Source organism: Sphingobacterium siyangense (assembly GCF_023277505.1).
GTDB classification, from domain to species: Bacteria; Bacteroidota; Bacteroidia; order Sphingobacteriales; family Sphingobacteriaceae; genus Sphingobacterium; species Sphingobacterium siyangense.
On the sequence record NZ_CP080574.1, the window covers coordinates 2,179,706 to 2,202,283 of the forward strand.

Annotated in this window: 24 protein-coding genes and 1 pseudogene; 10 read left to right on the forward strand and 15 right to left on the reverse strand. The window is 38.2% G+C overall.

Annotated elements, in window-relative coordinates; all coding sequences use genetic code 11:
- Window positions 1-6 precede the first annotated feature (6 nt).
- Both K2F45_RS08825 and K2F45_RS08830 read left to right on the forward strand, forming a co-directional pair.
- Complete coding sequence (locus tag K2F45_RS08825; RefSeq protein ID WP_248933329.1) at window positions 7-2,292, forward strand: GH92 family glycosyl hydrolase; 2,286 nt, start codon at window positions 7-9, stop codon at window positions 2,290-2,292.
- 34 nt (window positions 2,293-2,326) lie between these two features.
- Window positions 2,327-4,573 carry a GH92 family glycosyl hydrolase gene (locus tag K2F45_RS08830; RefSeq protein ID WP_248933330.1) on the forward strand — a complete coding sequence of 749 codons (2,247 nt, stop codon included), beginning with the start codon at window positions 2,327-2,329 and terminating at the stop codon, window positions 4,571-4,573.
- A 90-nt stretch (window positions 4,574-4,663) separates the two neighbouring features.
- Here the strand turns inward: K2F45_RS08830 and K2F45_RS08835 are convergent, their stop codons facing one another.
- Window positions 4,664-5,224 (reverse strand): GNAT family N-acetyltransferase, encoded by a 561-nt coding sequence (locus tag K2F45_RS08835; protein WP_248933331.1) that lies wholly within the window; start codon window positions 5,222-5,224, stop codon window positions 4,664-4,666.
- A 352-nt stretch (window positions 5,225-5,576) separates the two neighbouring features.
- Window positions 5,577-5,825, reverse strand: a complete 249-nt coding sequence (locus tag K2F45_RS08840; protein ID WP_088160902.1) for a redox-active disulfide protein 2 — start codon at window positions 5,823-5,825, stop codon at window positions 5,577-5,579.
- A gap of 387 nt (window positions 5,826-6,212) precedes the next feature.
- Between K2F45_RS08840 and K2F45_RS08845 the strand changes: the two genes are divergently transcribed.
- Both K2F45_RS08845 and K2F45_RS08850 read left to right on the forward strand, forming a co-directional pair.
- The gene (locus tag K2F45_RS08845) at window positions 6,213-6,713 is read left to right on the forward strand and encodes a hypothetical protein (RefSeq protein WP_248933332.1); all 501 of its coding nucleotides are present in this window, start codon (window positions 6,213-6,215) and stop codon (window positions 6,711-6,713) included.
- 26 nt (window positions 6,714-6,739) lie between these two features.
- Window positions 6,740-7,615 (forward strand): hypothetical protein, encoded by an 876-nt coding sequence (locus K2F45_RS08850; RefSeq protein ID WP_083663551.1) that lies wholly within the window; start codon window positions 6,740-6,742, stop codon window positions 7,613-7,615.
- A gap of 63 nt (window positions 7,616-7,678) precedes the next feature.
- Here the strand turns inward: K2F45_RS08850 and K2F45_RS08855 are convergent, their stop codons facing one another.
- The gene (locus K2F45_RS08855) at window positions 7,679-8,788 is read right to left on the reverse strand and encodes a glutaminyl-peptide cyclotransferase (RefSeq protein ID WP_248933333.1); all 1,110 of its coding nucleotides are present in this window, start codon (window positions 8,786-8,788) and stop codon (window positions 7,679-7,681) included.
- A 200-nt stretch (window positions 8,789-8,988) separates the two neighbouring features.
- On the opposite strand from K2F45_RS08855, the gene K2F45_RS08860 reads away from it, so the two are divergent.
- Complete coding sequence (locus K2F45_RS08860) at window positions 8,989-9,759, forward strand: DUF72 domain-containing protein (RefSeq protein WP_075994709.1); 771 nt, start codon at window positions 8,989-8,991, stop codon at window positions 9,757-9,759.
- Between the two features lie 12 nt (window positions 9,760-9,771).
- On the opposite strand, the gene K2F45_RS08865 is transcribed toward K2F45_RS08860, so the two are convergent.
- The 6 genes from K2F45_RS08865 to K2F45_RS08890 form a co-directional block, all read right to left on the reverse strand.
- Window positions 9,772-10,104 carry a hypothetical protein gene (locus tag K2F45_RS08865; protein ID WP_088160906.1) on the reverse strand — a complete coding sequence of 111 codons (333 nt, stop codon included), beginning with the start codon at window positions 10,102-10,104 and terminating at the stop codon, window positions 9,772-9,774.
- A gap of 11 nt (window positions 10,105-10,115) precedes the next feature.
- Window positions 10,116-10,436, reverse strand: a complete 321-nt coding sequence (locus K2F45_RS08870; RefSeq protein ID WP_075991822.1) for a hypothetical protein — start codon at window positions 10,434-10,436, stop codon at window positions 10,116-10,118.
- 32 nt (window positions 10,437-10,468) lie between these two features.
- Window positions 10,469-10,783, reverse strand: a complete 315-nt coding sequence (locus tag K2F45_RS08875) for a hypothetical protein (RefSeq protein WP_088160908.1) — start codon at window positions 10,781-10,783, stop codon at window positions 10,469-10,471.
- A gap of 330 nt (window positions 10,784-11,113) precedes the next feature.
- Window positions 11,114-12,172, reverse strand: a complete 1,059-nt coding sequence (locus K2F45_RS08880; RefSeq protein ID WP_232475732.1) for a major royal jelly family protein — start codon at window positions 12,170-12,172, stop codon at window positions 11,114-11,116.
- 318 nt (window positions 12,173-12,490) lie between these two features.
- Window positions 12,491-13,144 carry an alpha/beta fold hydrolase gene (locus tag K2F45_RS08885; RefSeq protein ID WP_248933334.1) on the reverse strand — a complete coding sequence of 218 codons (654 nt, stop codon included), beginning with the start codon at window positions 13,142-13,144 and terminating at the stop codon, window positions 12,491-12,493.
- A gap of 149 nt (window positions 13,145-13,293) precedes the next feature.
- Entirely contained in the window at window positions 13,294-14,358 is a 1,065-nt protein-coding gene (locus tag K2F45_RS08890) for an NADH:flavin oxidoreductase (RefSeq protein ID WP_075991826.1), read from the reverse strand.
- Between the two features lie 112 nt (window positions 14,359-14,470).
- On the opposite strand from K2F45_RS08890, the gene K2F45_RS08895 reads away from it, so the two are divergent.
- The 4 genes and pseudogenes from K2F45_RS08895 to K2F45_RS08910 all read left to right on the forward strand — a co-directional run.
- The gene (locus K2F45_RS08895; RefSeq protein ID WP_075991827.1) at window positions 14,471-14,818 is read left to right on the forward strand and encodes a winged helix-turn-helix transcriptional regulator; all 348 of its coding nucleotides are present in this window, start codon (window positions 14,471-14,473) and stop codon (window positions 14,816-14,818) included.
- 217 nt (window positions 14,819-15,035) lie between these two features.
- Entirely contained in the window at window positions 15,036-15,233 is a 198-nt protein-coding gene (locus K2F45_RS08900; protein ID WP_248933335.1) for a hypothetical protein, read from the forward strand.
- A 10-nt stretch (window positions 15,234-15,243) separates the two neighbouring features.
- Complete coding sequence (locus tag K2F45_RS08905; protein ID WP_248933336.1) at window positions 15,244-15,633, forward strand: hypothetical protein; 390 nt, start codon at window positions 15,244-15,246, stop codon at window positions 15,631-15,633.
- A 12-nt stretch (window positions 15,634-15,645) separates the two neighbouring features.
- Window positions 15,646-15,963 (forward strand): annotated as a pseudogene (locus K2F45_RS08910) (peroxiredoxin family protein); the annotation flags it as partial.
- 414 nt (window positions 15,964-16,377) lie between these two features.
- On the opposite strand, the gene K2F45_RS08915 reads toward K2F45_RS08910, so the two are convergent.
- The 6 genes from K2F45_RS08915 to K2F45_RS08940 all read right to left on the reverse strand — a co-directional run bounded on the left by K2F45_RS08915 (window position 16,378) and on the right by K2F45_RS08940 (window position 20,693).
- Window positions 16,378-16,911, reverse strand: a complete 534-nt coding sequence (locus tag K2F45_RS08915) for an NADPH-dependent FMN reductase (protein WP_075991829.1) — start codon at window positions 16,909-16,911, stop codon at window positions 16,378-16,380.
- Between the two features lie 162 nt (window positions 16,912-17,073).
- The gene (locus tag K2F45_RS08920; RefSeq protein WP_248933338.1) at window positions 17,074-18,168 is read right to left on the reverse strand and encodes a tetratricopeptide repeat protein; all 1,095 of its coding nucleotides are present in this window, start codon (window positions 18,166-18,168) and stop codon (window positions 17,074-17,076) included.
- Between the two features lie 79 nt (window positions 18,169-18,247).
- Window positions 18,248-18,784: a GNAT family N-acetyltransferase gene (locus K2F45_RS08925; RefSeq protein ID WP_075991830.1), complete on the reverse strand. Its 537-nt coding sequence runs from the start codon at window positions 18,782-18,784 to the stop codon at window positions 18,248-18,250.
- A gap of 69 nt (window positions 18,785-18,853) precedes the next feature.
- Entirely contained in the window at window positions 18,854-19,423 is a 570-nt protein-coding gene (locus tag K2F45_RS08930; RefSeq protein WP_075991831.1) for an NUDIX hydrolase, read from the reverse strand.
- Window positions 19,424-19,442: 19 nt separating this feature from the next.
- Window positions 19,443-19,841, reverse strand: a complete 399-nt coding sequence (locus tag K2F45_RS08935; protein ID WP_075991832.1) for a hypothetical protein — start codon at window positions 19,839-19,841, stop codon at window positions 19,443-19,445.
- Between the two features lie 201 nt (window positions 19,842-20,042).
- Complete coding sequence (locus tag K2F45_RS08940; protein WP_075991833.1) at window positions 20,043-20,693, reverse strand: hypothetical protein; 651 nt, start codon at window positions 20,691-20,693, stop codon at window positions 20,043-20,045.
- A 337-nt stretch (window positions 20,694-21,030) separates the two neighbouring features.
- On the opposite strand from K2F45_RS08940, the gene K2F45_RS08945 reads away from it, so the two are divergent.
- Window positions 21,031-22,536, forward strand: a complete 1,506-nt coding sequence (locus K2F45_RS08945; protein ID WP_075991834.1) for a sensor histidine kinase — start codon at window positions 21,031-21,033, stop codon at window positions 22,534-22,536.
- Window positions 22,537-22,578 lie beyond the last annotated feature (42 nt).

The window sequence follows — 22,578 nt, forward strand, 5'->3', positions numbered from 1 at the left end:
GCTTGAATGAAAGCAATTAACAATGTCGTCTATCAAGATTATATGATCAAATCTATTCGTTTTTTACTTTTAGGATTATTTCTTTGGGAGAACGTTTCTGCCCAAAAGCTTCCTACAGACTATGTCAACCCGTTTATCGGTACCAGCAATTATGGAACAACTAATCCGGGTGCTCAGGTTCCCAACGGCTTGATGAATGTTTCTCCGTTTAATGTAATGGGATCATCACTTAATGCATTTGATAAGGATGCAAGATGGTGGTCTACTCCATATGAACATAGCAACAGTTATTTTACAGGTTTTTCTCATGTTAATTTAAGTGGGGTAGGATGTCCAGACATGGGAAGTCTGTTGTTGATGCCAACCTCAGGTAAATTAGAGGTTGATTATCATCAATATGGAAGTACCTATACGCAGGAGGTTGCCCATCCGGGGTATTATAGCAATGTGTTAAAGAAATATGGTATCAAGACCGAAGTTTCAGCGACAACCCGTGTAGGTGTTTCTAAATTTACTTTTCCAAAAGGACAGGCAAATATCCTGCTTAATTTGGGCGAAGGTTTAACAAATGAAACAGGAGCAACAGTTCGTTATGTAAGTGATACCGAAATAGAAGGTTCTAAATTGTTGGGCTCCTTCTGTTACACGAACAATCAGGCTGTTTATCCAATCTTCTTTGTTATGCGTGTCAATAAAAAACCGTCAAAAAGAGGATATTGGAAATTCCAGCGTGCCGGAGAGAAATGGGAAAACGATTGGAATAAAGATGCCGGAAAATATAAAATTTTTACGGACTATACCGATCAGCTTTCCGGCGACGATCTTGGCGCATATTTTAGTTTTGATGTCAAAGAAAATGAAAGCTTAGAAGTACAGCTTGCCGTATCATTTGTGAGCGTTGAGAATGCACGTAAAAATCTAGATGCTGAGCAAGCAGACTTTAGCTTTGAAAAAACACAAAAGAATGCAGCTTCGCTTTGGAACAATGCATTGTCAAAGATACAGGTAGAAGGTGGTACAGAGGACCAAAAAACAGTGTTCTATACGGCATTATATCATGCTATGATTCATCCAAATATCTTGCAGGATGTAAACGGAGAATATCCGGCAATGGAAAGTCGGAAAACACTTGTTGCAGATCACAATCGTTACACCGTGTTTTCGCTATGGGATACGTACCGAAATGTTCAGCCTTTAATGTCACTGGTTTATCCCGATAAGCAGGTGGGCATGATACGTTCCATGATCGATATTTATAAGGAAAGTGGTTGGATGCCCAAATGGGAGTTGTATAGCCGAGAAAGCTATACCATGGATGGCGATCCGGCAGTTCCAGTGATCGTTGATGCATGGATGAAAGGCATTCGGGATTTTGACGTTAATACAGCTTATGAAGCGTTTCTGAAATCGGCTATGACTACGGACTCCACGAATAAAATTAGACCAGACAATGCGGACTATGTGAAGTATGGGTATGTTCCACTGCGCGATTCATTCGATAATTCGGTATCTCATGCCATTGAATATTATGTTGCAGATTGGAATCTAGCGCAGTTGGCCGGTTCATTGGGGAAAACCAAAGATGCCCAGCTTTTTGCAAAGCGAGCACAGGGATATAAACATTATTATTCTTCGGAGTATGGGACTTTTAGACCTATTCTTCCTAACGGCGAGTTTTTAAGTCCGTTTAGCCCATTGATGGGGGCCAATTTTGAACCTAATCATGGTTTCCATGAGGGTAACGCTTGGAACTATAGCTTTGCCATTCCATTTGATATCCCTGGTTTGGTGAAATTAATGGGCGGAAAGCAAAAATTTGTGGATAGACTGCAGGCAACGTTTGATAAAGGGTATTTTGATGTTACCAACGAACCAGATATGCTGTATCCACATGTGTTTTCAGAAATCAAAGGAGAAGAATGGCGTACCCAGAAGCTAGTCAAAGAAATTTTAGAAAAGCATTTTACGAACAGCCCTGGGGGGATACCGGGAAATGACGATACTGGAACAATGTCTACATGGGCTTTAATGAACATGATTGGAATCTATCCTTTTTGTCCAGGTAGACCAGATTATACCGTTGTAACACCTGTATTCGACAAAGTGACCATCCAACTCGATAAGAAATATTATCCAAACGGCGACAAAGTGACGATAAGACGTCAAAGAGAGGGTGCTAGTGATTATATCAAAAAGATCGTTATCGATGGAAAACCATTCAATGGATTTAAAATCAACCATCAAACTTTGGTCAACAGTAAAGATATTCTAATCGTTACTGGAAATAGATAATTAGGCAAACTAAATTGAAAAACTGATCTACACGATGAAATATATTAATTATGCGGTCTGTGCAGGCCTTTTGTCCTTAATTGGTTGCGCTTCACTAAAAAACTCCAATGAGACTTCTTATGTAGGATATGTAAATCCTTTTATCGGAACGGATTTTACGGGCAATACGTATCCTGGAGCACAGTCGCCTTTTGGGATGGTGCAGCTCAGCCCAGATAATGGACTACCCGGCTGGGACCGTATTTCCGGATACTTTTATCCCGACAGTACGATTTCCGGCTTTAGCCATACACATCTAAGTGGAACTGGTGCCGGTGACTTGTACGACATATCTTTTATGCCGGTTACCTTACCATATCATGAAGCCGCGGCTCCCTTAGGTATACATTCCAAATTTTCGCATAAAGACGAAAAGGCTCACGCCGGATACTATCAGGTAAAACTTATTGATTACGATATAAATGTGGAGCTGACAGCAACGGCACGCTGCGGTATTCAACGTTATACCTTTCCAAAAGCTGAGTCTGCTGTATTTTTAGACTTAAAGAAAGCAATGAATTGGGATGCTACCACGGATTCGCACATCGAAGTGATTGATTCTGTCACTATTCGTGGTTATCGTTTTTCGGAGGGCTGGGCAAGAGGCCAACGCGTTTATTTTGAAACTCGGTTTTCTAAGCCTTTTATGGCCGTTCATATCGATAGTTCAGCAATATTATCCAGCGCTGATACAACGGCAAAAAGTGCAAAACGAATTGGTACAGCATTCAAAGCACGTTTTGATTTCAAGACAGCAGCTGGAGAACAAGTGACTTTAAGTACGGCCCTTTCGGGTGTTAGTATGGAAGGCGCTTCCAAGAACTTAAAAGCAGAAGTTCCAAAAGATGACTTTGATTATTATTTAAAGGAGGCCGAGCAAAATTGGGATCATGAATTGGGTAGGGTAGCGATCGAGACCAAAGACAAAGAGGAGCAGGTTAAGTTCTATACAGCGTTATATCATTCCATGTTAGCACCGACGATTTTCGGTGATGTTGATGGTGCGTATATGGGGGCTGACCGGAAGGTACATCAGGCCGAAGGTTGGACTAATTATAGCACATTCTCACTTTGGGACACTTATAGAGCTTCGCATCCATTATTTACGTATATCGACCCTAGTCGAGTAAATGATATGATTAAATCCTTCATCGCCTTTTATGAACAGCACGGCAGATTACCGGTATGGAATATTTATGGGAGTGAAACGGATATGATGATTGGGAATCATGCTATTCCTGTCATTGTAGATGCATATTTAAAAGGAATCGGTGATTTTGATGCATCAAAAGCGTTAGAAGCTTGTGTTGCCACAGCTAATATTGACAATTACCGGGGCATAGGTCTGTATAAAAAGCTAGGCTATGTGCCTTATGATGTCAAAGATGAATACAATGCCGAGAACTGGTCCCTATCAAGAACGCTTGAATATGCCTATGACGATCATTGCATCGCAATGATGGCCGATAAGATGGGAAAGAAAGAGATTGCGGGAACATTTTTTGCAAGAGCTCAAAATTATAAAAATGTATATAATCCGGCTACTTCATTTATGCAACCTCGAGATAGCCATGGTAAGTTTATTACCCCATTTGATGCGGAGGAATATAGTGCGCATATTTGTGAAAGTAATGCATGGCAATATTTTTGGTCTGTGCAACATGATATCCCTGGATTGATTAAACTCGTTGGTGGACAAGAGCGCTTTGGACAGAAGTTAGATAGCATGTTTACATTTCATCCTTCTGACACCAGCAAACTGCCAATTTTTAGTACAGGAATGATTGGACAGTATGCGCATGGTAACGAGCCAAGCCATCATGCACTCTATTTATTTAATGCGGTTGGACAGCCTTGGAAAACGCAGCAATATGCAGCGGAGGTAATGAACAAGCTTTACTTGAATACACCTTCTGGATTAAGTGGAAATGATGACTGCGGGCAGATGTCGGCTTGGTATGTATTCAGCTCATTGGGATTTTATCCTGTAGATCCCATAAGTGGAAAATACGAAATCGGTACACCTTTATTTGAAAAAGCTGAATTGAAGTTGTCCAATGGAAAGAAATTTACCGTGAAAGCTAACCATGTCAGTAAATCCAATATTTATATACAAGCCATTACGATCGATGGTAGGCCTCTTGAAACAAGTTATATCACACATGAACAAATTATGTCTGGAGCGACATTGGTGCTAGAAATGGGCGAAAAACCGGGACCGGTATGGTACAAAAATAAATAGGATCAATAGGTCTATAGGGCTTCTTAAGTGAAGCCTTCAAATAATTAAGAGAAGCCTCCAAATGAATATTTAATTATTTTGGGGGCTTTTTTATTTTGCCGGCATAATTAAGCTTTTGTAAAAGTATGTCGTGCTACACCATGTTCCATTCGGGAAGAGCGCATAATTTGGGATATCTCCGACTATCGTCCAGCCACATTTTTGATACATAATATAAGCCGGGCTATCGGTTACAGTATCTAGTACCAGTAGTGTCTTATTTAGATCAATCGCTATATTTTCAATGTGTTGAAGTAAATTTTGTGCAATACCCATTCTTCGAAATTCAGTATGGACTAACATTTTGGCTACATCTGCACGATGTGTCTGATTTGGTGGGAGGTCGATTTGCAGTTGAACAGTGCCTGCGATTCGATTTGTAAAAGTATTTTTAGCGACAATTAATACTGTTTTCTGTAGTTTGACTTTGTTCAGTACCTCAGTCCAAAATTTCCTTGCCTGCTCAACTGTTAGATCTTCCATAAAACCTACGGAGGCGCCTCCTTGGACAATATTAAATGTCAGGTCTACTAGTTCGGAAATTAAGTTAATGCTAGATTCTTTGACTTCTTCGATGACAAAATCTGTATGGGAAATAGGGGAGGAACTCATGTGTTTGATTGGGGACGAGATATAGAATAGATATTGATAGCGATGTTATGTAAGAAAAGACATTCTGGTAATGATCGGCTTGGCTCTTCTGGTGAGAATCATATTTAAGAATCGTTACTCGTTGCGGGTGAATGCAAAATAGATGACATATAGCCAGCCAAGTATTCCATGAATTAAAGCCCAGAGTAGGGATTTATTGCGATCCCATGAGGTGACAACGGCAATTACAGAGCCGAGTCCAATACCCGATTATGTGATCGTCTGTGTCGTTGATTTACTAATCTCTTGACCAAATGCGATATCCGCGATGAAAATAAAGAATACGAATAATGAGAGGTGTTTCATGACGAATTTATTGAGCTCCTCTTATTTTGAGTTCTTCATTGATTTCTTTTATTCTTTTAAAATTCAGAATAACAATGGGAGATAAGGCGAAAGGAATGGCCATCAGTGCACTGAATCCTTTGCTAATTGAGGTGTAAATTCCCATACCTAATAGGATAAAAAGCATGGTTGTTAGCATCCAAGTAATTACCAAAGCAGTTTTTTTGTTGGTTTGAAGCTCTTCGTCAGTCATTCCGTTTAAAGGTCTATTATTCATATTTCGGTGGTTTATAGTCTCTAAGTTCCGTAATTCTTTTTAAGAAACAAAGTTTTCTGCGTTAAATGATGTGTGAATCTTGTTAAATATAACGTTTTTCTTGTTTTTCTTAAAAAAAGATTAATCAAATGGCTAATATAGTAGGTTTTGAAGGAGCTTTTTTCTTAATAACACAGCATAAGGTGATTATTATGGATTCCATTTTTTAAAAGAGCAACTTTCTCAACTTTCTGGGTAACGAACAGTTTGTGTAAAGTAGGTATAAGCGTATTGTTTTGAGCAAGTGGATTGTGCGGAAAATAACGAATCTTAAAACAAAGACCACGAATATTAAACGAGACGGAAATACTGTTTTAAAAAGCTGTTATTTGTGAAAAAAATCAAGAAATGAGAATGCTAGCTTTAATCTTTATGCTATTTACCATGTGTTCCTGTAGGGGTAATTTGGAATCGGGGTACAACGAGAAAATGGCTAAGCTCTTTCATAGCTGTCGAGAAAAAATGGATGAGAGCTATGGAAAATTGCTGGAAGGGGAATATGATGTCGATAAATCAGACTATTCCTATCACATGAAATTGAATGAGGCACGTGCTTTGAGTAGTTACATAAAAGGAATAAAATGCGAAGCTTCTCAATTGAAATACAGTAAAACTGCCGAAAGTTTTCACATCGCTACAATTGGTTATATGACGGAGATCGTTGATGGATATGGTGTTTTATTAATTAAATATATTGATGAACAGAAAAAAGGGACTCGGAAAAGTCTGTTGCGGGAGATTACTGATGAAAAAGAGAAAATTGCAGCCTTAGCTGAGTCGTGTTTAGGACATCAAATAGCCTTCTTGAATCGAGCTGGAATAAAAGTAGATAGTCAAAAAGGAAAGTAGTTGAAATATATTTTAATTTTATAACAATGTTAACACTAAAAAATAAGTGGTATTTGCTTATCATTTTACCTATGATGGCATTGTCCTGTAAGAGCAAAATAGCTGCGCATCAGCCAATACCCCCGTATTCATTGGCTGATACTGTGAAACCCGATTGGTATCGCGAATCCTATGGTCAGGTTGTGATGATCGACAATGATTTTGTGACTCAGAAAAACGGCAGTTATTTAATAGATCTTCCTTTGCAGATCGTGCCAGATTCAACTTACATTTTCTTTTTGAGTACTAGAATTCCAGTGGAGTTACTAAAAAGGTCAACTGAATTCTATCCCGATCTTCAACATTTTGTACTGATTGTCCCCGATTGGAAGTATTATGATGAGGTCGCCAAAGAAGCCTCGAAAAACGGAATGTGTATAGAACCTGCGACGACCAATTTTTATTATTCCATAAAAAGAGAGGATGGTGCGGTTAAAGTCGACAGTATCCGGCTTTCTGGTGAAGATAACGCGAGGTTTGATTTTGTTAAACCAATTTCACCTAAAGGCATGCTTACCGTTTATCGAAGAGAAAGTTACGGATCGGTTTGTTGCCCGCGTGACCCCAAGTGGGATAACGTCGATAAAGATGAGCTCTTTATACGTGAGTTTGAACACCGCAGTCACCTGAACGTGACCAAAGGGAGGTATGTGCAGATGGAAGGGAAAGAAGGCGAAAAAAGTATCTATTATACTTTACCAGGATTATCTTCAGCACAGCGATTGGAATTTTTAGCAGATAAATATACGGAATGGGGGGGCAATAAAGATATGGAGGCAAAGACGTTTATGCCACAGTTATTTACACCGCAAATTGTACCTATGGTAACCGAAGGTTTTAACAAAATGAAAGAATTACCATAAAGTTAGCGATACCGAAATTTGAATGTCTCCATAACAATACGCTATTTTTAAATGGAGATAAAGCTATTCTGTTAGCTTTATCTCGAACATTTTATCCCAGTTTTTACCGGTAACAAAGAAAGTGTTTGATCTTTTATTGTAGGCGATACCATTTAATACATCTAAATCCACATGTTGTGTTACATGTTCACGTAATTTAGATAGATCGACTAAAGCCTCCACTGCACCTGTTTTAGGGTCGATCCGTCCAATGACATCCTCCATAAAGAAATTTGCATAGATTTTTCCTTTTACCCATTCCAGTTCATTGATTTGATCCACCATGGCTGTGTTCGTTGCTGCACGGATATAATCCATTTTTGAGAAGTCATTTGGATTCAGCGTATAGATATAATCAGAACCATTGGACATGTATAAGTTTTTACCGTCAGAAGTTAAACCCCAGCCTTCCATTGGCTGAAAGTAAGGAAGTGTTTTAATAACAGAAAGGCTATTTATATCATATAGGTAGGCTAGATTGTTTTTATAAGTCAACTGATATAATTTTCCATTTAGGACGGTGGCACCTTCGCCAAAAATTGAATCGTCCAATTCAATTTTTTTGGTGGGTTGACCCGTTTTTGGATTAACAATACGAACACTCGATTTACCCTTATTTCCGCTCGGACCAACCCCATTCCCGGTACTTTCGATCAAATTATCCCCGTAGAACTCCAATCCCTGTGTGAAAGCTTTGATATCATGGGGGGAAATATTCACAATGCTATAGCTTAGCAAAAGCGGAGGAGTGGACGCGAATAGATCGATGTTGACTGAATTTTCTTCTCGTTTTCCAGCACTAAATACGACAGCTTTAATAATCTGCTTGCCAAATTTCTCCTGTTTTAATGAATAACGGAAAGGTTCATTTCCGATTACTTGACCAATCTTTTTATCGTTTATAGTGTAAATAACAGAGTCTATTTTGGACGTTTTTTCGCTGTCCATCTTTAAAATCAGATCCTCGCCCTGTGTATAGCTCTGTTTGATGTTGTTAAAGGTAAATGTCGGATTTTCATCGGCATATTCGGGCTGAGAGCTTGAAGTTGTATTTGTATTGTTACTTTTATTTCCGGTACAACTGCCCAAAATGGTGCCAATAACGAAAAAAATGAGGTAAGATTTTTTGTGCATTGATAGAGGGTGCTTGATTAATTATCCGCTAATAAACTAGAAAACGAGTTGAGTATACATAGCTGTTGCTGTAATACTCGTTTCTCAAACTTAGATAAATTGTTTTTTATATGCAATTTAATTGCTGATCAATACAAAAGATAATTTGTCTGTGAAAGAAAAAAATGAACAATTACATGCTAGCCGATTGTTATAAAGGTATGGAAAGATTATATTTTACTGGAACGAGCGGTATCCTTTTGCCTTACAAGAATAAAAGCTACTATCCTGAGGAGTTTCAGGATAAAAGTCGATTGGCTGTATATAGCTTATTATTTAATTCATTGGAAGTAAACAGTTCTTTTTATAAAATCCCCAGAGAAGAAACCGTCAGAAGATGGTCCGAAGAAACGACCGATGACTTTCGTTTTACGTTTAAACTATGGAAAGGAATTACACATCAAAAAGAACTCAAATTTGATCCACAGGATGTCGCTAGATTTCTATCCGTTATTGACGCTGTCGGCCAAAAGAAAGGGTGTTTGCTCATACAATTACCACCATCTTTTAAATTTGCTTCTATTGGATTGCTTGCTGAATTGCTGGATTGTATTGCTCAGGACAAGAGAAGTGAAGGGTGGCCGATCTGTGTAGAATTTAGGGATCCAGTTTGGTATAGGGAAGAAACTTCTGAACTTTTAAAATCTTATAATATGAATCTGGTTATTCATGATAAGAATATGCAAGGTATGCGTCTTCAATACGCAGATGCAAATGCAAACATAATCTATATGCGATTCCATGGCCCAAATGGTGACTATAAAGGAAGCTATACGGACAACATATTGTTTGAATACAGCACCTATATTAACGACTGGATTGCAGAGGGAAAAGAAGTCTATACTTATTTTAATAATACAATCGGAGCGGCACTTTCTAATCTGAATACATTAGCCAAGTATATCACAGCGCGCAAAATATCTCCTGCTTAAAAACTGTCTTTTTTAAAGTGCACTGCCACGGATATATTCCGTTCCCATGTAGCCGTCCCAGCCTTCATGTTCACGCATAATCCGCTGATAAGCTGCGGTCAATGCCTGAACCTTCGTAAATAAGGGAATACCTCTCCGGATGCAGTCGTGATCAGCGTAAGTCCCGGCATTATCGTACCATTGTAGCCACGCAAGTAATTCCTGTCTCTTCATAAGCGTTAATCTATCGAATAGCGTCTTATCTTTTAAACTCATGAGCTGATAACGCCAATCCTTGCGATGCGATTCCATGGCTAGAATTTTTGGAAGCTGATGCGCTATGATCTGTTTAATAAGAGATTCCATAATTTGAAATTTTAGTTGTTAAAGATGAGTTGTGCATGTGTATTCGAAAAGTCATTATATCTTCTTTTCATGTGGATACGCAGGATTTCTTTATGTATATACGCGACAGCCTTTAATTTGGAAAGCTGCTGCACGCCATTTTCAATACATTTGCGATCTGTATAGTTTCCTTTTGGATCATGCCATTGCAGCCAATCAAGGAGTATTTCTCTTTCTAGTTTCTCGAGTCTCTGATGTAAGCCGACTAATTCACTTTCCCGAAGTTGTTCTCGCCAGTCAGACCAGATCGGACCTGACACTATACCTCGTTTCTCTTTGAACTTGTTTTCCATATTTTACGTCGAATTTGAAGATCTAAAATTTGTTAGATGACTAGCTTACTGATAATAGCATTGCCAAGTTTACTTTTCATAAATAGCTCAATTTGTTTCAGCAATTCTGGACTTACTTCGGAGACTCTTTCTAAATCTCGTATAAACCACTTCTGAATAACAGGCGTTTGTTTGGAACTTTGGTCAAATTTTACGACTTCAGCCCGTGATGATTTTCCTGTAGGATCATAGTATGACCACAGTACAATGAAAATCGTATTCGGATCTTCATCGGGATAAGGAGTATGAAAGCGAACGATGTCACCTACGTGTAATTCCTTATTGTCATATGCTGCGCTGTGTTCCATAAAAGCGTTGTCTAAAACTGATATTCAAATATACTAAAAATATTAGTATTAAAAAGTTTTTGCTAAAAATTTTATACTTTATCTAAGAGGCCGTTGTTTTTTATAATTGGAGGCATGTCTCGGTGATTTGTTCTTTTACTTCGATTTTATTTTTTTTATTAAGTTGAATTTCAGTATCTTATCTTGTGACTGAGGAAAGTGGACAAATATAAAGGGGAACTATTTGAAGGGAATTTTGTTAAGGCTGCGCATGGGATAATACCTAGGTAAAAAGTAGATGTGTTAGCGCGAGTTTTATGCTTCAGCACGTCACTTATTGTAACATTCTTTTCAAAATTTCGGTAATTTGACTTTAAAGACATAATATGGCAACTCTACCTTATCAATTCCTTTATTCCATTGCGGGTCTTTAAAGAGCTGAGCACAGGAGAAATAAAGGTATCCATCTCCGCTGATGCCCATAGAATCGGGCCAAAGTATTCGGGAGTCCTGTACCAGGGTATTCACATTTCCATCAGGATTTAAATACTTAATACTATAATCTATTGACGATGTTAGGTAAATATTTCCAACGCTATCTGCGAGTAAGCCATGTGTAATTCCGACTTCCCCTTTGTCTTCTACTTTTTCTTCCAATTCTTGATCCGTCAGCCTTGCGTCCGCTAAAAATTCTGTTGCAATACAATACAGATGGGTTTGATTGATCGGTTTGAAATATAGATATTTAAAATCGTGACTTATTGCTATGCCATTCACGTTGGAAGAAAATGGTTTTCCATTATCATTACGCATATCATTACCGTTATAGCTTAATATTACTTCAGGATCAGCCAGCGTAAAACGGCTTCCAGTTAAAGCCTTTCTAGTCTGTCCAGTTTTGAGGTCTAAAATAATGATGGCCGCTTGGCCGGGATCGGAGAGATAGGCTAAATTTCGCTTCTGGTCAATGCGCATATCATTTAGACCTGATTTGGTTTTATCAAGGTCACCGAAACGATAAATATGTTCAATTTTGTTTTTTTTTGTATCGATTTTTAACAATTTAAATTGGCCTTGAGTTGATTTTTCATCTTTTCCAAAAATTGATCCGGCAGAAGATGGTTTAGAATCCAATACCCAGAGATTGTCCTCGGTATCGACAAATATATCCTGGACATTTACAAAGTGGGAATTCTCTTTTCCTTTTAAATTCCATTCTTCATTTGGATAAGGAACAGGTTTTCCATTGATGATTTCAGTAAGTGCATACTGATAATTTTTCGCTTGTTTTGGGAAGGAAACAAATAGTCGATTGTTGGAGGTAACGCTCACACCGATCGGACGGTACGGACCTAAGGCTGCTGCGACCTCCAGTTTCGGGGCTGTAGTATTATTGACTTGTGCCAGCATAGTGAGAAAAAAGATGTGACAGAATAAAAAACTTAATATGAGCCGTGTTCGCATATTCTTGTTATAATTTAACCTAACTATATTGCTTTTGACTGTTCCCACTAAGTAATAAAGGGGGATTTTTAGCTTCCATAAAGAGACCGCGCTCTTATAGAAGAACCTTCTATTCTCAATTATTGTTTGTCCTTTTCTCCAAATAATACTTTTTTACACTGATCAGCATGTCGTGCGACTAATGCCGATACGAATCCACGTGGATTTAATTTTCTGAGCGACTAGAAAAGTTGGGATTGGTCTCGGTGATTAAAAGTTGGTGATTTACGAACAAATTTCTCGTAAAAGCTTTTCAACTTCCTGTGCATGTGTCACCGTCATAAAATGTCCCGCCCCCTTAATGATAAAGTTGGGCTTTACATTTTTGATGGGGATAATACGATCGCTACTACCGTGTACATGAATTAAATTGTCCGGAACCGAATTGTTTTTCCATTGTAGAATTTGATGTATTGCCCAGGCCATAAAGATTGGATCTGTATCCTTTAGGATTTGTTTTAGCAGTAAAGAATCTTCTTTGCAGCCTATACCAAAAAAATAATCCGAAAGAAAGCTATGGGTCTTGAGCAATGAATTAGGGACAAATACGTTCAGCTTGAGTCTACCCGCCAATCGATACAGTACAGGTAATTCATACCGTCCTTTGGCCGAAGCTAGCAGAATAACTCGTTGAACAGTTATAATTTTGGCAATTTCCATTGCAAGCATTCCTCCGAAAGAAAGCCCAATGAGGATGGGTTGCGCTGCGGTAATTTTAGCAGATATTCTTTTTGCATAAATAGATAATGGTTCATTGGGGCTTGGTGTAATCCAATCCAGATAGGTTATATCAAGCGAGCCAAAGTCTATCTTGCTGAATACACGTTGATCTACACCCAATCCGCTGATGACATATATTTTGCTTGCGGTGATTTTCATTTAATCAAGTGTTTGTATCCATTTGTGGAGACAAGTTACTGAATTATCGCTATAAAACAGGGGCAAAAAATTGATTCGAAAATCAATTTTTTGCCCCTGTTTATAATATTGAATAACGCAATTTTAATCCACCTAATTGCGCCGGCTTACTAAGATAAGCTCGCCAAGCTCTTAGCTTCAAAAGTAGACAGTTCGTCGTATTTTTCGGCTTGCACTTTCTTCACCCAATTGGGGTCTTGTAAGATGGCCCTGCCTACTGCTACAAGGTCAAAATCGCCACGTTCATAACGACGAACCAGTTCGTCCAGTGAAGCGGGAGAGGACTTGAATTCAGAATTTGTAAATACTTCACCAAAGTCTTTGTCAAGACCTACAGATCCAACCGTGATTGTGGGCTGTCCTGAAATCTTTTTGAGCCATCCAGCAAAATTTAAGTCACTGCCTTCAAATTCCGGCTCCCAATAACGACGTTGGCTTCCATGAAAAATGTCGACACCGGCATCCGTCAATGGTAGGATCCAATCTTCCATCGCTGTAGGGGTAGGGGCTAGCTTGGCTGTATAGTCCTGCTGTTTCCATTGTGATAAACGTAGAATAATCACAAAATCAGGTCCGACCGCTTTTCGCATTGCTTTTACGACCTCAACAGCGAATTTGGAACGCTCCTTAATTGTTTTTCCACCAAATTCGTCTGTTCTGTGGTTCATTCCTTCCCAGAAAAATTGGTCGATCAGATAACCATGTGCCCCATGGATTTCAAAAGCATCAAAACCGAGGTCTTTTGCAGATTTTGCAGCGTCAGCGTAAGCCTGTATTGTAGCCTCTATATCCGCTAATGTCATTGTATCTGGGCTTTCAAACGCAGCAGGCGGAGTCCATTGCATTGGGGTATAACCAACATGCCATAGCTGAGGGGCTATTTTTCCTCCTTTTTCGTGCACAGCATCGACGATATTTTTCCAGCCGCCCAATGCTTGGTCACCGTAAAAGTTTGGAATATCCTTTAAATTCTTTGATGAAGGTCTTTCAATAACTGTACCTTCCGTCAAAATTAAACCGACATCCCCCGCGGCACGACGCTCGTAATAACCCGCTACAGCGCTGTCGGGAACCCCATCCTTAGAAAATGCTCGCGTCATTGGCGCCATTACAAAGCGGTTTTTGAGTGTTAAGTTTTTGTACTCAAATGGATTAAAAAGTGTTTGTATGCTCATTTTTCTTGTTTTAAATCGTGAATCTTCACAAAGATATTTTAAATAGTGTATATTTGTAACTATTATTGGTATAAACTAGTTACCTTTGCGTAACTATTTTGAATATATTCAAATGAAAAGGACTGAATTTAAAAGTTGTTCCTGCGCCATGCAGCGTTCTATGGCAATTTTAGGTACCCGATGGAAGCCCGTGATTATCTATACTTTGCGCGATCGAAAAGCCCGATTTGGCCAATTGGATGCGCTTATCGAAAACATTTCTCGGAAAGTCCTGACCAGTTCATTAAAAGAATTGGAAGAGGATGGTGTAATTTTGAGAGAAGAGTACAGGGAGCTTCCGCCACGTGTAGAGTATTCTTTGACAGAAAAAGGCAAGGCATTAATACCTATTATGTGCCAATTGGCAAAATGGAATGAAGCCTACTATCAAGAGCCTGTGTCAACAGAATTGATCGCGTAGAAATTACAATCTAAATACATATATCTTGCGTAGCATTTACGCCAATCGCTGCCGGATGGAATAGTATCGTGTCAACCGGTTTGGCCTGTACGTTTTCTATCGCTTGCCAGCGCAGGATTGTTGATCACAATAAATGAAATTTTCATATTTATTTAAAATTTAAGTAATATTGAATTGTGAAAAACAAGGTAAACCAAGAATTTAACCAACGCAAGTCATGTTATTTTATTCCAAAGATGGGACTTCCTTCTTTAATCGCAAAGGTGGACCGATGGAGCGTCTCACATTTTATGTAGACCCTCGGGAACCCAATACGCAAATCACTGTTCAAAGTCCTTTTGAGTCTTCCCTGATACAAGGCGGGAAACTACAGGTAGCCTATAAGCAGTATCAAGACTATCTAAAGCTCTTATGAGAAGAAGCTCATGGTTCAGCAATCTAAAAGAACTGATCTGTATCAAGCAAAAAATCGTGATGAAAGTGCACTCAACCAAATTGGGCTAGAAATAGACAAGATCGAAACAGAGCGTAAGAAGGCACAACGAAATTTTATAGTCAATAATCCAGACAATTACTTCAGTTTATTGGCCTTGCAGGAAGTTGCCGGCTACGATGATAATGTGGTTACCACTGAACCTATGTTTTTCAATTTGTCATCAAGATTAAGGCAGACAGCAATCGGGAAAAAATTAGAAGCAGATATTCAACTGGCAAAAAAGCTAGGAATTGGACAGCCAGCTTTAGACTTTGCACAAGTAACTCCTGAAGGTAAAGAGTTAAAACCCTCAGATTTTAAAGGTAAATACCTGCTATAGGATTTTTGTGCGTCATGGTGTGGTCCTTGCCGTGCTGAGAACCCTAATTTGGTTAAAGCTTATCAAAAGTTTAAAGGATCAAGATTTGAGATACTGGGTGTTTCACTAGATAAACCCGGGAAGAAAGATAACTGGATGAAAGCAATTGAACAAGATGAATTAACCTGGCCTCAGGTGTCGGACCTGAATGGCTGGCAAAATCAAGCCGCTCAATTGTACGGTATTCAGGCTATCTCGCAAAATTACCTCATCTCTCCCGAAGGTAAGATTGTTGGAATCAACTTAAAAGGAGTAAAGTTGATAGAGAAACTCGAAGAGCTTCTTAAATAAATTTTAAGGAGGGGCAAATCGCCCCTCCTTAATTATGAACCTTTAATAGCTGCTATCGCTATGGGGTCAGTTTTCTGTTATAGCGCTGCTCTTTGGGGGACTAAGGTAAGAGCTTGCAGCTTATTCGCCATTTCTCTGCTATTCCGTTGGTGTTTCTCTGCTATTTCTTTGGTGTTTTTCTGCCGTTTCTCTGCCGTTTCTTCGCTATTCCTTTGGGATTGCTAGGGGGCTGATTCGCTTCTTCTTTGCTATTTCTTTGTCGTTTTATTGGTGTTTTATTGGTGTTTCTTTGCTTTCAAAGCAAAGAAAAGGTAAGCAAAAAGTAAATAATATGCAAAGTAATATGTACTCAATGCATCGGCATAAGTTATGCAGAATGCACGAAAAGGCAAATAGATTTTTAGCGGAATGCCACTAGGAGGAAATCTGTTGCTTAAAATCCGCTATTTTTTCCTTCAGACTATTGAGGTGTTCGGGACTGATTACGCCATTATCCTGATCAAAATTTTCGTAAAATTTGGGAAGCGAAAATGTTTCTTTAATGATTGCTCCAAACTGCGGGAAAAATTTCTGCGCTTCGGCCATCACATTTCCACCACCATAACCTCCTGGTGAAGTTGTCATAAGCAACATGGGTTTATCCTGGAAAACTTTAACATTTATTCTAGATGCCCAGTCAAATACATTTTTAAATGCTACGCTATAGGAGCGATTATTCTCGGCGAGGGAGCAAATGATCATGTCACTGGAGGCTATATGATCGAGGAAAAGCTGTGCTTCCTGTGGGAATCCATTCTTTTCTAGGTCTACAGAAAAGACAGGCATGTTATAGTCATTCAGGTCGATCAAATTAATCTCGTGCCCCTCGAAGCTTTTAAGTACAAATTTGACCAATTGTTTGTTAATTGATGTGGAAGAATTACTCCCAGCGAATGCAAATATTTTCATGTTTTATCCTTTATGATTATCGGTTACTTAAATTTAGTCAATTTTATAATGAAAAATCCAATTCAAGAAATAGAAACCACTCACCATTATTTTAATTTCGCGACTCCATTCCGATCCTGAGGTAACACATCGAGTAGCGAGAAAGAAAGGGGTGTACAGTTATCAATTGTATTGTTCGCGGAAAAAACTATTTGCACTGTCTACTTTTAGGGGATTTTTCATAAACCAATTTGTAAAATCAGTCCATTTTTCTTCATTATTTGCTAGCCATTTCTCGAAACGGTCTTCATCTCCTTTCATCAATATCCAATGATTGTATGCTTCACTATAACCTAGATCGATGATTTTCTTTTGATAATTGAATAGAACATTTGGAAATATCTTGTCGTGTTTATTTTTGAAGTAGTTGTTTATGAAGTTGGTCCTTATCGTGTCAAGCGTATTGATATTTATTGAATTTAAACCAATCATTGACAACGCTAATGTCGTCTCGTAAACTCCAATACCAAAAGGTAACTTTATTTGGTTGGGATCGGCTGCTGGCCCTTCCTGGATAAACGCATTTTTACTGAAGCTGACTGAAATTCCAGTGTCGCCTTTAAATTTAATCTGGTTATTGTACTGATTATAAATAAGCTCACTTATTTCGGCTGTTCTTTTGCTATTTCGTTCTAAATTCATAAATATCTCACCGTAAATCATTCCCCAAACTTTTTCATCCGAAATACAGAATAACTTTGATGCCCAATAGTAATTGGAAGAAAATCCCGGATCTACCTGAATCCCCTTTTCATAAAAGCCTAATGCCTTTTCCAAATCTCCTTTTACTCTTTGGATTGCCCCCATCTCCAAATAGAGGTGACCTGATTTAGGAAACAATTTTAATCCACTCTCGTAGATGCCCACTGCGCTATCACTTTCGCCAAGCATATCATAGGCATTTCCCAGCAGTTGATATACCCTATCATTAACAGTCTTTTCATTTTTAATGTTTTCCAGGAACTTTATTGTGCTTTTATAATCTTTTTTTAGATAATAGGCATAACCAAGCTCATAAGGGTATGTGATATTGGCTGGATCGAGATTTTGGGCTTCCTTCAGTAATAGGATACTTTCATCCACTTTTCCGCTGTCCATGAGTTGAATGGCTTCCTTTCCCTTTAAAGAAGCTTTTTCACGATTTTTTTCTTGCCCAAAAACGGTTTGCCCAATGAAAAAGAAGAAAACGAAGCTAATATATCCAATATTGTTTTTCATTTTTATTATTGAGTTAAAGGATTGAATTCTTATTTCAGAACGTATTATTTGTGATAATGGAGCCATAGATCTTAAAAAACTAAACCAATTCCGATTTAAAAATAGCGTATAATGGGATATCGTAATAGCGGCCGTCTTTCTTTAGATGTTGTTTTAACAGGGCCTCTTTTTTCATTCCTATTTTTTCCATGACTTTTCCCGATGCTGGATTATGAGGGAAGTAGGTCGCAAAGATTTTGTTAAAGTTTAATTCTTTAAATCCAAAATCAATGATTGCTTTTGCAGCTTCAGTGACATAACCTTTATTCCAGTAAGGAATAGCTATCCAGTATCCCAACTCAGCCTTATCCGAGCCTTCATCATGCAGACCAATAGCTCCGATCAGTTTTTTATCTTTATTTCGAATAGCAAAAGTGAATCCTTTACGATTGGCAAATGCTTCTTCCGCTAATTTAAGCCAGTATTCAGCATCCTCCTTTCGGTAAGGATAGGGGATATTTGATGTGAAGTCCGAATAGACCTTGTCTTGCAGATAGTCTACAATCTGCGGAATATCAGTCGGGTCTATTGCGTTAAGAATAAGTCGTTCTGTCTCTAATTGTGGGAAATCTTTCATCTGATTAAATCTTCAGTATGGCTAAAATGAAATTAGGGGTTACTTAGTTTTTATAAATGTAAGGAAGTTTTACGAGATTCTTTTCCTTATATTTTTTCGGGTGTAATAACTATAAATTCCAGTAATTGCGATTAAGATCAAAGTTATCAATAGGCCTATATATACATTGAAGAACATATGGACCAGTGTAAAACCAATGAGTCCAATTAGGCTTTCTAAAAAAGCTTCCTTTATACGGGACGGAGGATTTGAGTTCTCAAGGTATCTGGTATACTCTTCTACACTTGGTCGATCGGTATCGGTCCAATCAAAATGCGATAGTTCTACAGAGGGGACCCAAATTGCTTGGACATATTCTAGCATGGCAACTTCGCCAGAAGAAAAGGTGCAGAGAACAGGATAGCGGCAAAGTGCCGGACTTTTATGGCCTTGTTGCGTCATCTCTAAGGGCCTTCCGACAAGGATATCTATACTTAGCTCTTCCCTGATTTTGAGCGACAAATTTGCTTTCGTTGGCAGGTGGGACTCGGTTATGCGACCAGGAAATTCCCACTTTAAGGCATGCTTCACCGATGGCGGGCGCTTACAAATGAGTACCTTATCGTCCTTCCTTATAATCGCACAAGTCAAATAATGCATAACGGTTTAAAGATAGACATTAGGAACTAGATTCTTTACTTTCAATTTGATGACTTTCAAACAGCTCGATGCGGCCTTCAATAATCAACAAATAAAAGTTTTCAAAACAATCCTGATAGATCTTTTGTTCCAATGATTTTATTTCTTCAAAGAGACGTTCCTTCGCTACTGCAGCGTAACATAGCTCATTTTTTGATGTTGTCATCGTTTCTTGGCAGGGGGTGTCGTGAAACTGTTTGTACAGGTCGCCTAAATCTGAAATGTCTTCACTACGGTGGTAGGAGGGATGAAACCATACCCAAAAGTCTTCTTGATTTTTATAGGGATGCGGTAATAATTGAACGCATGTATTTCTGAATAGATCTCCCGGATGCTTTTTATAACGGAAATGAGTGGCTGTGGTCTTTAAACTATTCATAAAGTTAATTTGTTTGTAGGTTTACAAAAAATAATTCAAGAATAAAGATGTCATCTTAAATATAGGTATTTTTTTTAGTATTAAAAATTTACAGTTGACGTTAGCGCTAATTAGATCGCGATAGGATACAGAATACCACAGTCACAAAGCTGCACTCGAGCTGTTCCGCTAAAAAATGTAAATCGTATTCATTTTATGTTATCATCCCCAGAGCATTTTGATGAGAACGGATATTGTGAATACGAATAATCCGATATAGAATATATTTGTCCCATGTTTTCTGTCATGATCCGAATAGGAAAATATCCGTTCGCCATTCGGTAGGCTCTTTTTGGAACTAAACAGCATATACCCGATTGCAATTCCTAAAAGTCCACCTAGAAGGGCTGAAATATAGCCGAAAATAACCCAATACTTCTGCTGCGGTTCCGGTTCCCGTAGTTGCATGAGTCGCTCCTGTTTCAAAAGATTAAGCTTTTCCTGATCAATCTCTTTCCCTCTTTTTAATAAAATTTCTCTAGCCAGTGCGTAGTCTAATTTGTTCCATTCATCGGATTTTTGAAGAATTTCTAAGAGCTCTTCGTCGGAAAACTGATACAGGTAATGGTCGTCTTCAACCAAAGGGAGAGACTGCATTTCCTGCTCTTCTAAAATAGATTCTGCATTTGCGAAATTGGCAGGGTCTATTTGAACCTCATATTGATATCCAACCGTGTTTCCAGAAAATGTAATATCCACGGGGGGGACATTATCTGCCAACCGCGTTGTTACACCTTTTTCCGAAAGTAGTTTATGACATTCTTGAGCTTCTTCTAAACTAGAGAACCTTTTTAACACGATATATGTATCCATGTGATCAATTATTTTTTAATACCTGTATTTATGATCATTTGACAGTCCAATGCTGTGTGCAATCTTGGCTATTTGCCTTAACACCGCAAAATAGGACGTGAATGTGTAAATAGCGGATTAATTATGTAGTGTCTTTTTTGAATAAAGTTAATAAAGCTGGTTTGATACTTTTCAGCTTAAAGATAGTAAAATCAAATTCTATTTTATAGAAACAACAATAGAATCCCAGCTATAAGATGAAGAAACATTTGATTCATCACATTTTTGGTGGTATTCGTCACATTTTTCCGTTTTATGTTTTCATTTCAATTAATATTGCCTCATCAAAACCAATAACATGAAACTGAAAGACGTAAGAAAAATAGAATTTTGGATGGCAACTGTCGTATTTGTCGCTGTTGTTTATGCTTTGCTTGTTGATACAAACAATCGGGATGATAGCGGTATGCATAACTATTTCCTTCACCAAAAAATAAGCTACTCCTATTTCTTTAACTTTTTTGTGCCAAATTTTATCATTGATTTGCTTCTATATGTGATGTTTCTCCTTTTAAATTTTGTCCTTATTCCTTCCCTCATCAACAGAAAACGGGAGCTGCTGAATTATTCATTACTAGCTGCTTTGATCTTGGTATCCGGACTGATTTTAGGTGTATGCCGGACCTATAGCCACGCCTACGAATTGAAGGATTATGACAGTATTCAAAGAAGCTATAATAGTATATTTTTTAAGGCTTTTGCGCAAGCTATTTTATTAACAATTATAATTTCTTTATACACCTGTGCGCAATATCTGATCAGCTATTTGCTTAAAAGCAAGGCAGAAAATCTGACCCTGCAAAAGCAGCTAAAAATGGATTTATCCTTTGGAATTGGTTGCTGGTTTATTGGATTGTTTTTTTTGATTACATCGCGATCCCATTCACAACTTTCGGTATTATGGACTTTGGTTGTGTTGTCTGCAGTCGGTATTGTAATCTATTCCTTATACTATTTGTTGCCAAAATTACAGGAAAAACAGAAGAAATTCCGTGATTTCTTCTGGACTATCTTTGCTATTAGCTTGATTTCAGTCCTGCCATTAAGTGTGCCGGCGCTATTTTTCTTTAATCAGACAAACGAAGTGATCTTTATAGTTGCTATGTTTCATTTACCCACGCAATTATTGGTTAGCATTCCGCTGTCCTGGTTTCTCTTTAAAAAACGTCTCATGCGTCAAAACGAAATAGCCTCCCTACGCACGGAGCTCGGGCAGTCGGATGCGAATCTGACCTTTCTAAAATCTCAAATAAATCCACATTTTTTATTTAATGCCTTAAATACATTGTATGGCACGGCCCTGCAGGAAAATGCAGAACGGACGGGGGAGGGAATTCAACGCTTGGGTGATATGATGCGGTTTATGCTACATGAAAATACACAAGATAAGATTTCGTTGATGCGTGAAGTTGAATATTTGAATAATTACATCGCCTTACAAACGCTCCGGACTTCAATGTCAGACAAGATTACCCTTATAACCGAAATAGAAGAACAGTTTGAAAATTATGACATTACACCTATGTTGCTTATCCCTTTCGTTGAGAATGCATTTAAGCATGGGATAAGCCTTCAGAAATCGTCTTATATTAAAATCTCTTTGCAAGTGCGGGACCAAGTCCTGTTTTTCGATGTAAGCAATAGCATTAATCCAAAAAGTGATAACGATCCCGAAAAACTAAAAAGCGGCGTAGGCTTGGAAAATGTAAGACAACGCCTGTCATTACTGTATAGAGATCGGCATGGATTGATGATACATGAAAATGCCAATGAGTTTTTTGTCCATTTAACATTACATCTTTAGATCAGGATAGTTCCACTATTTTTCAATCCATTATTTATCTGA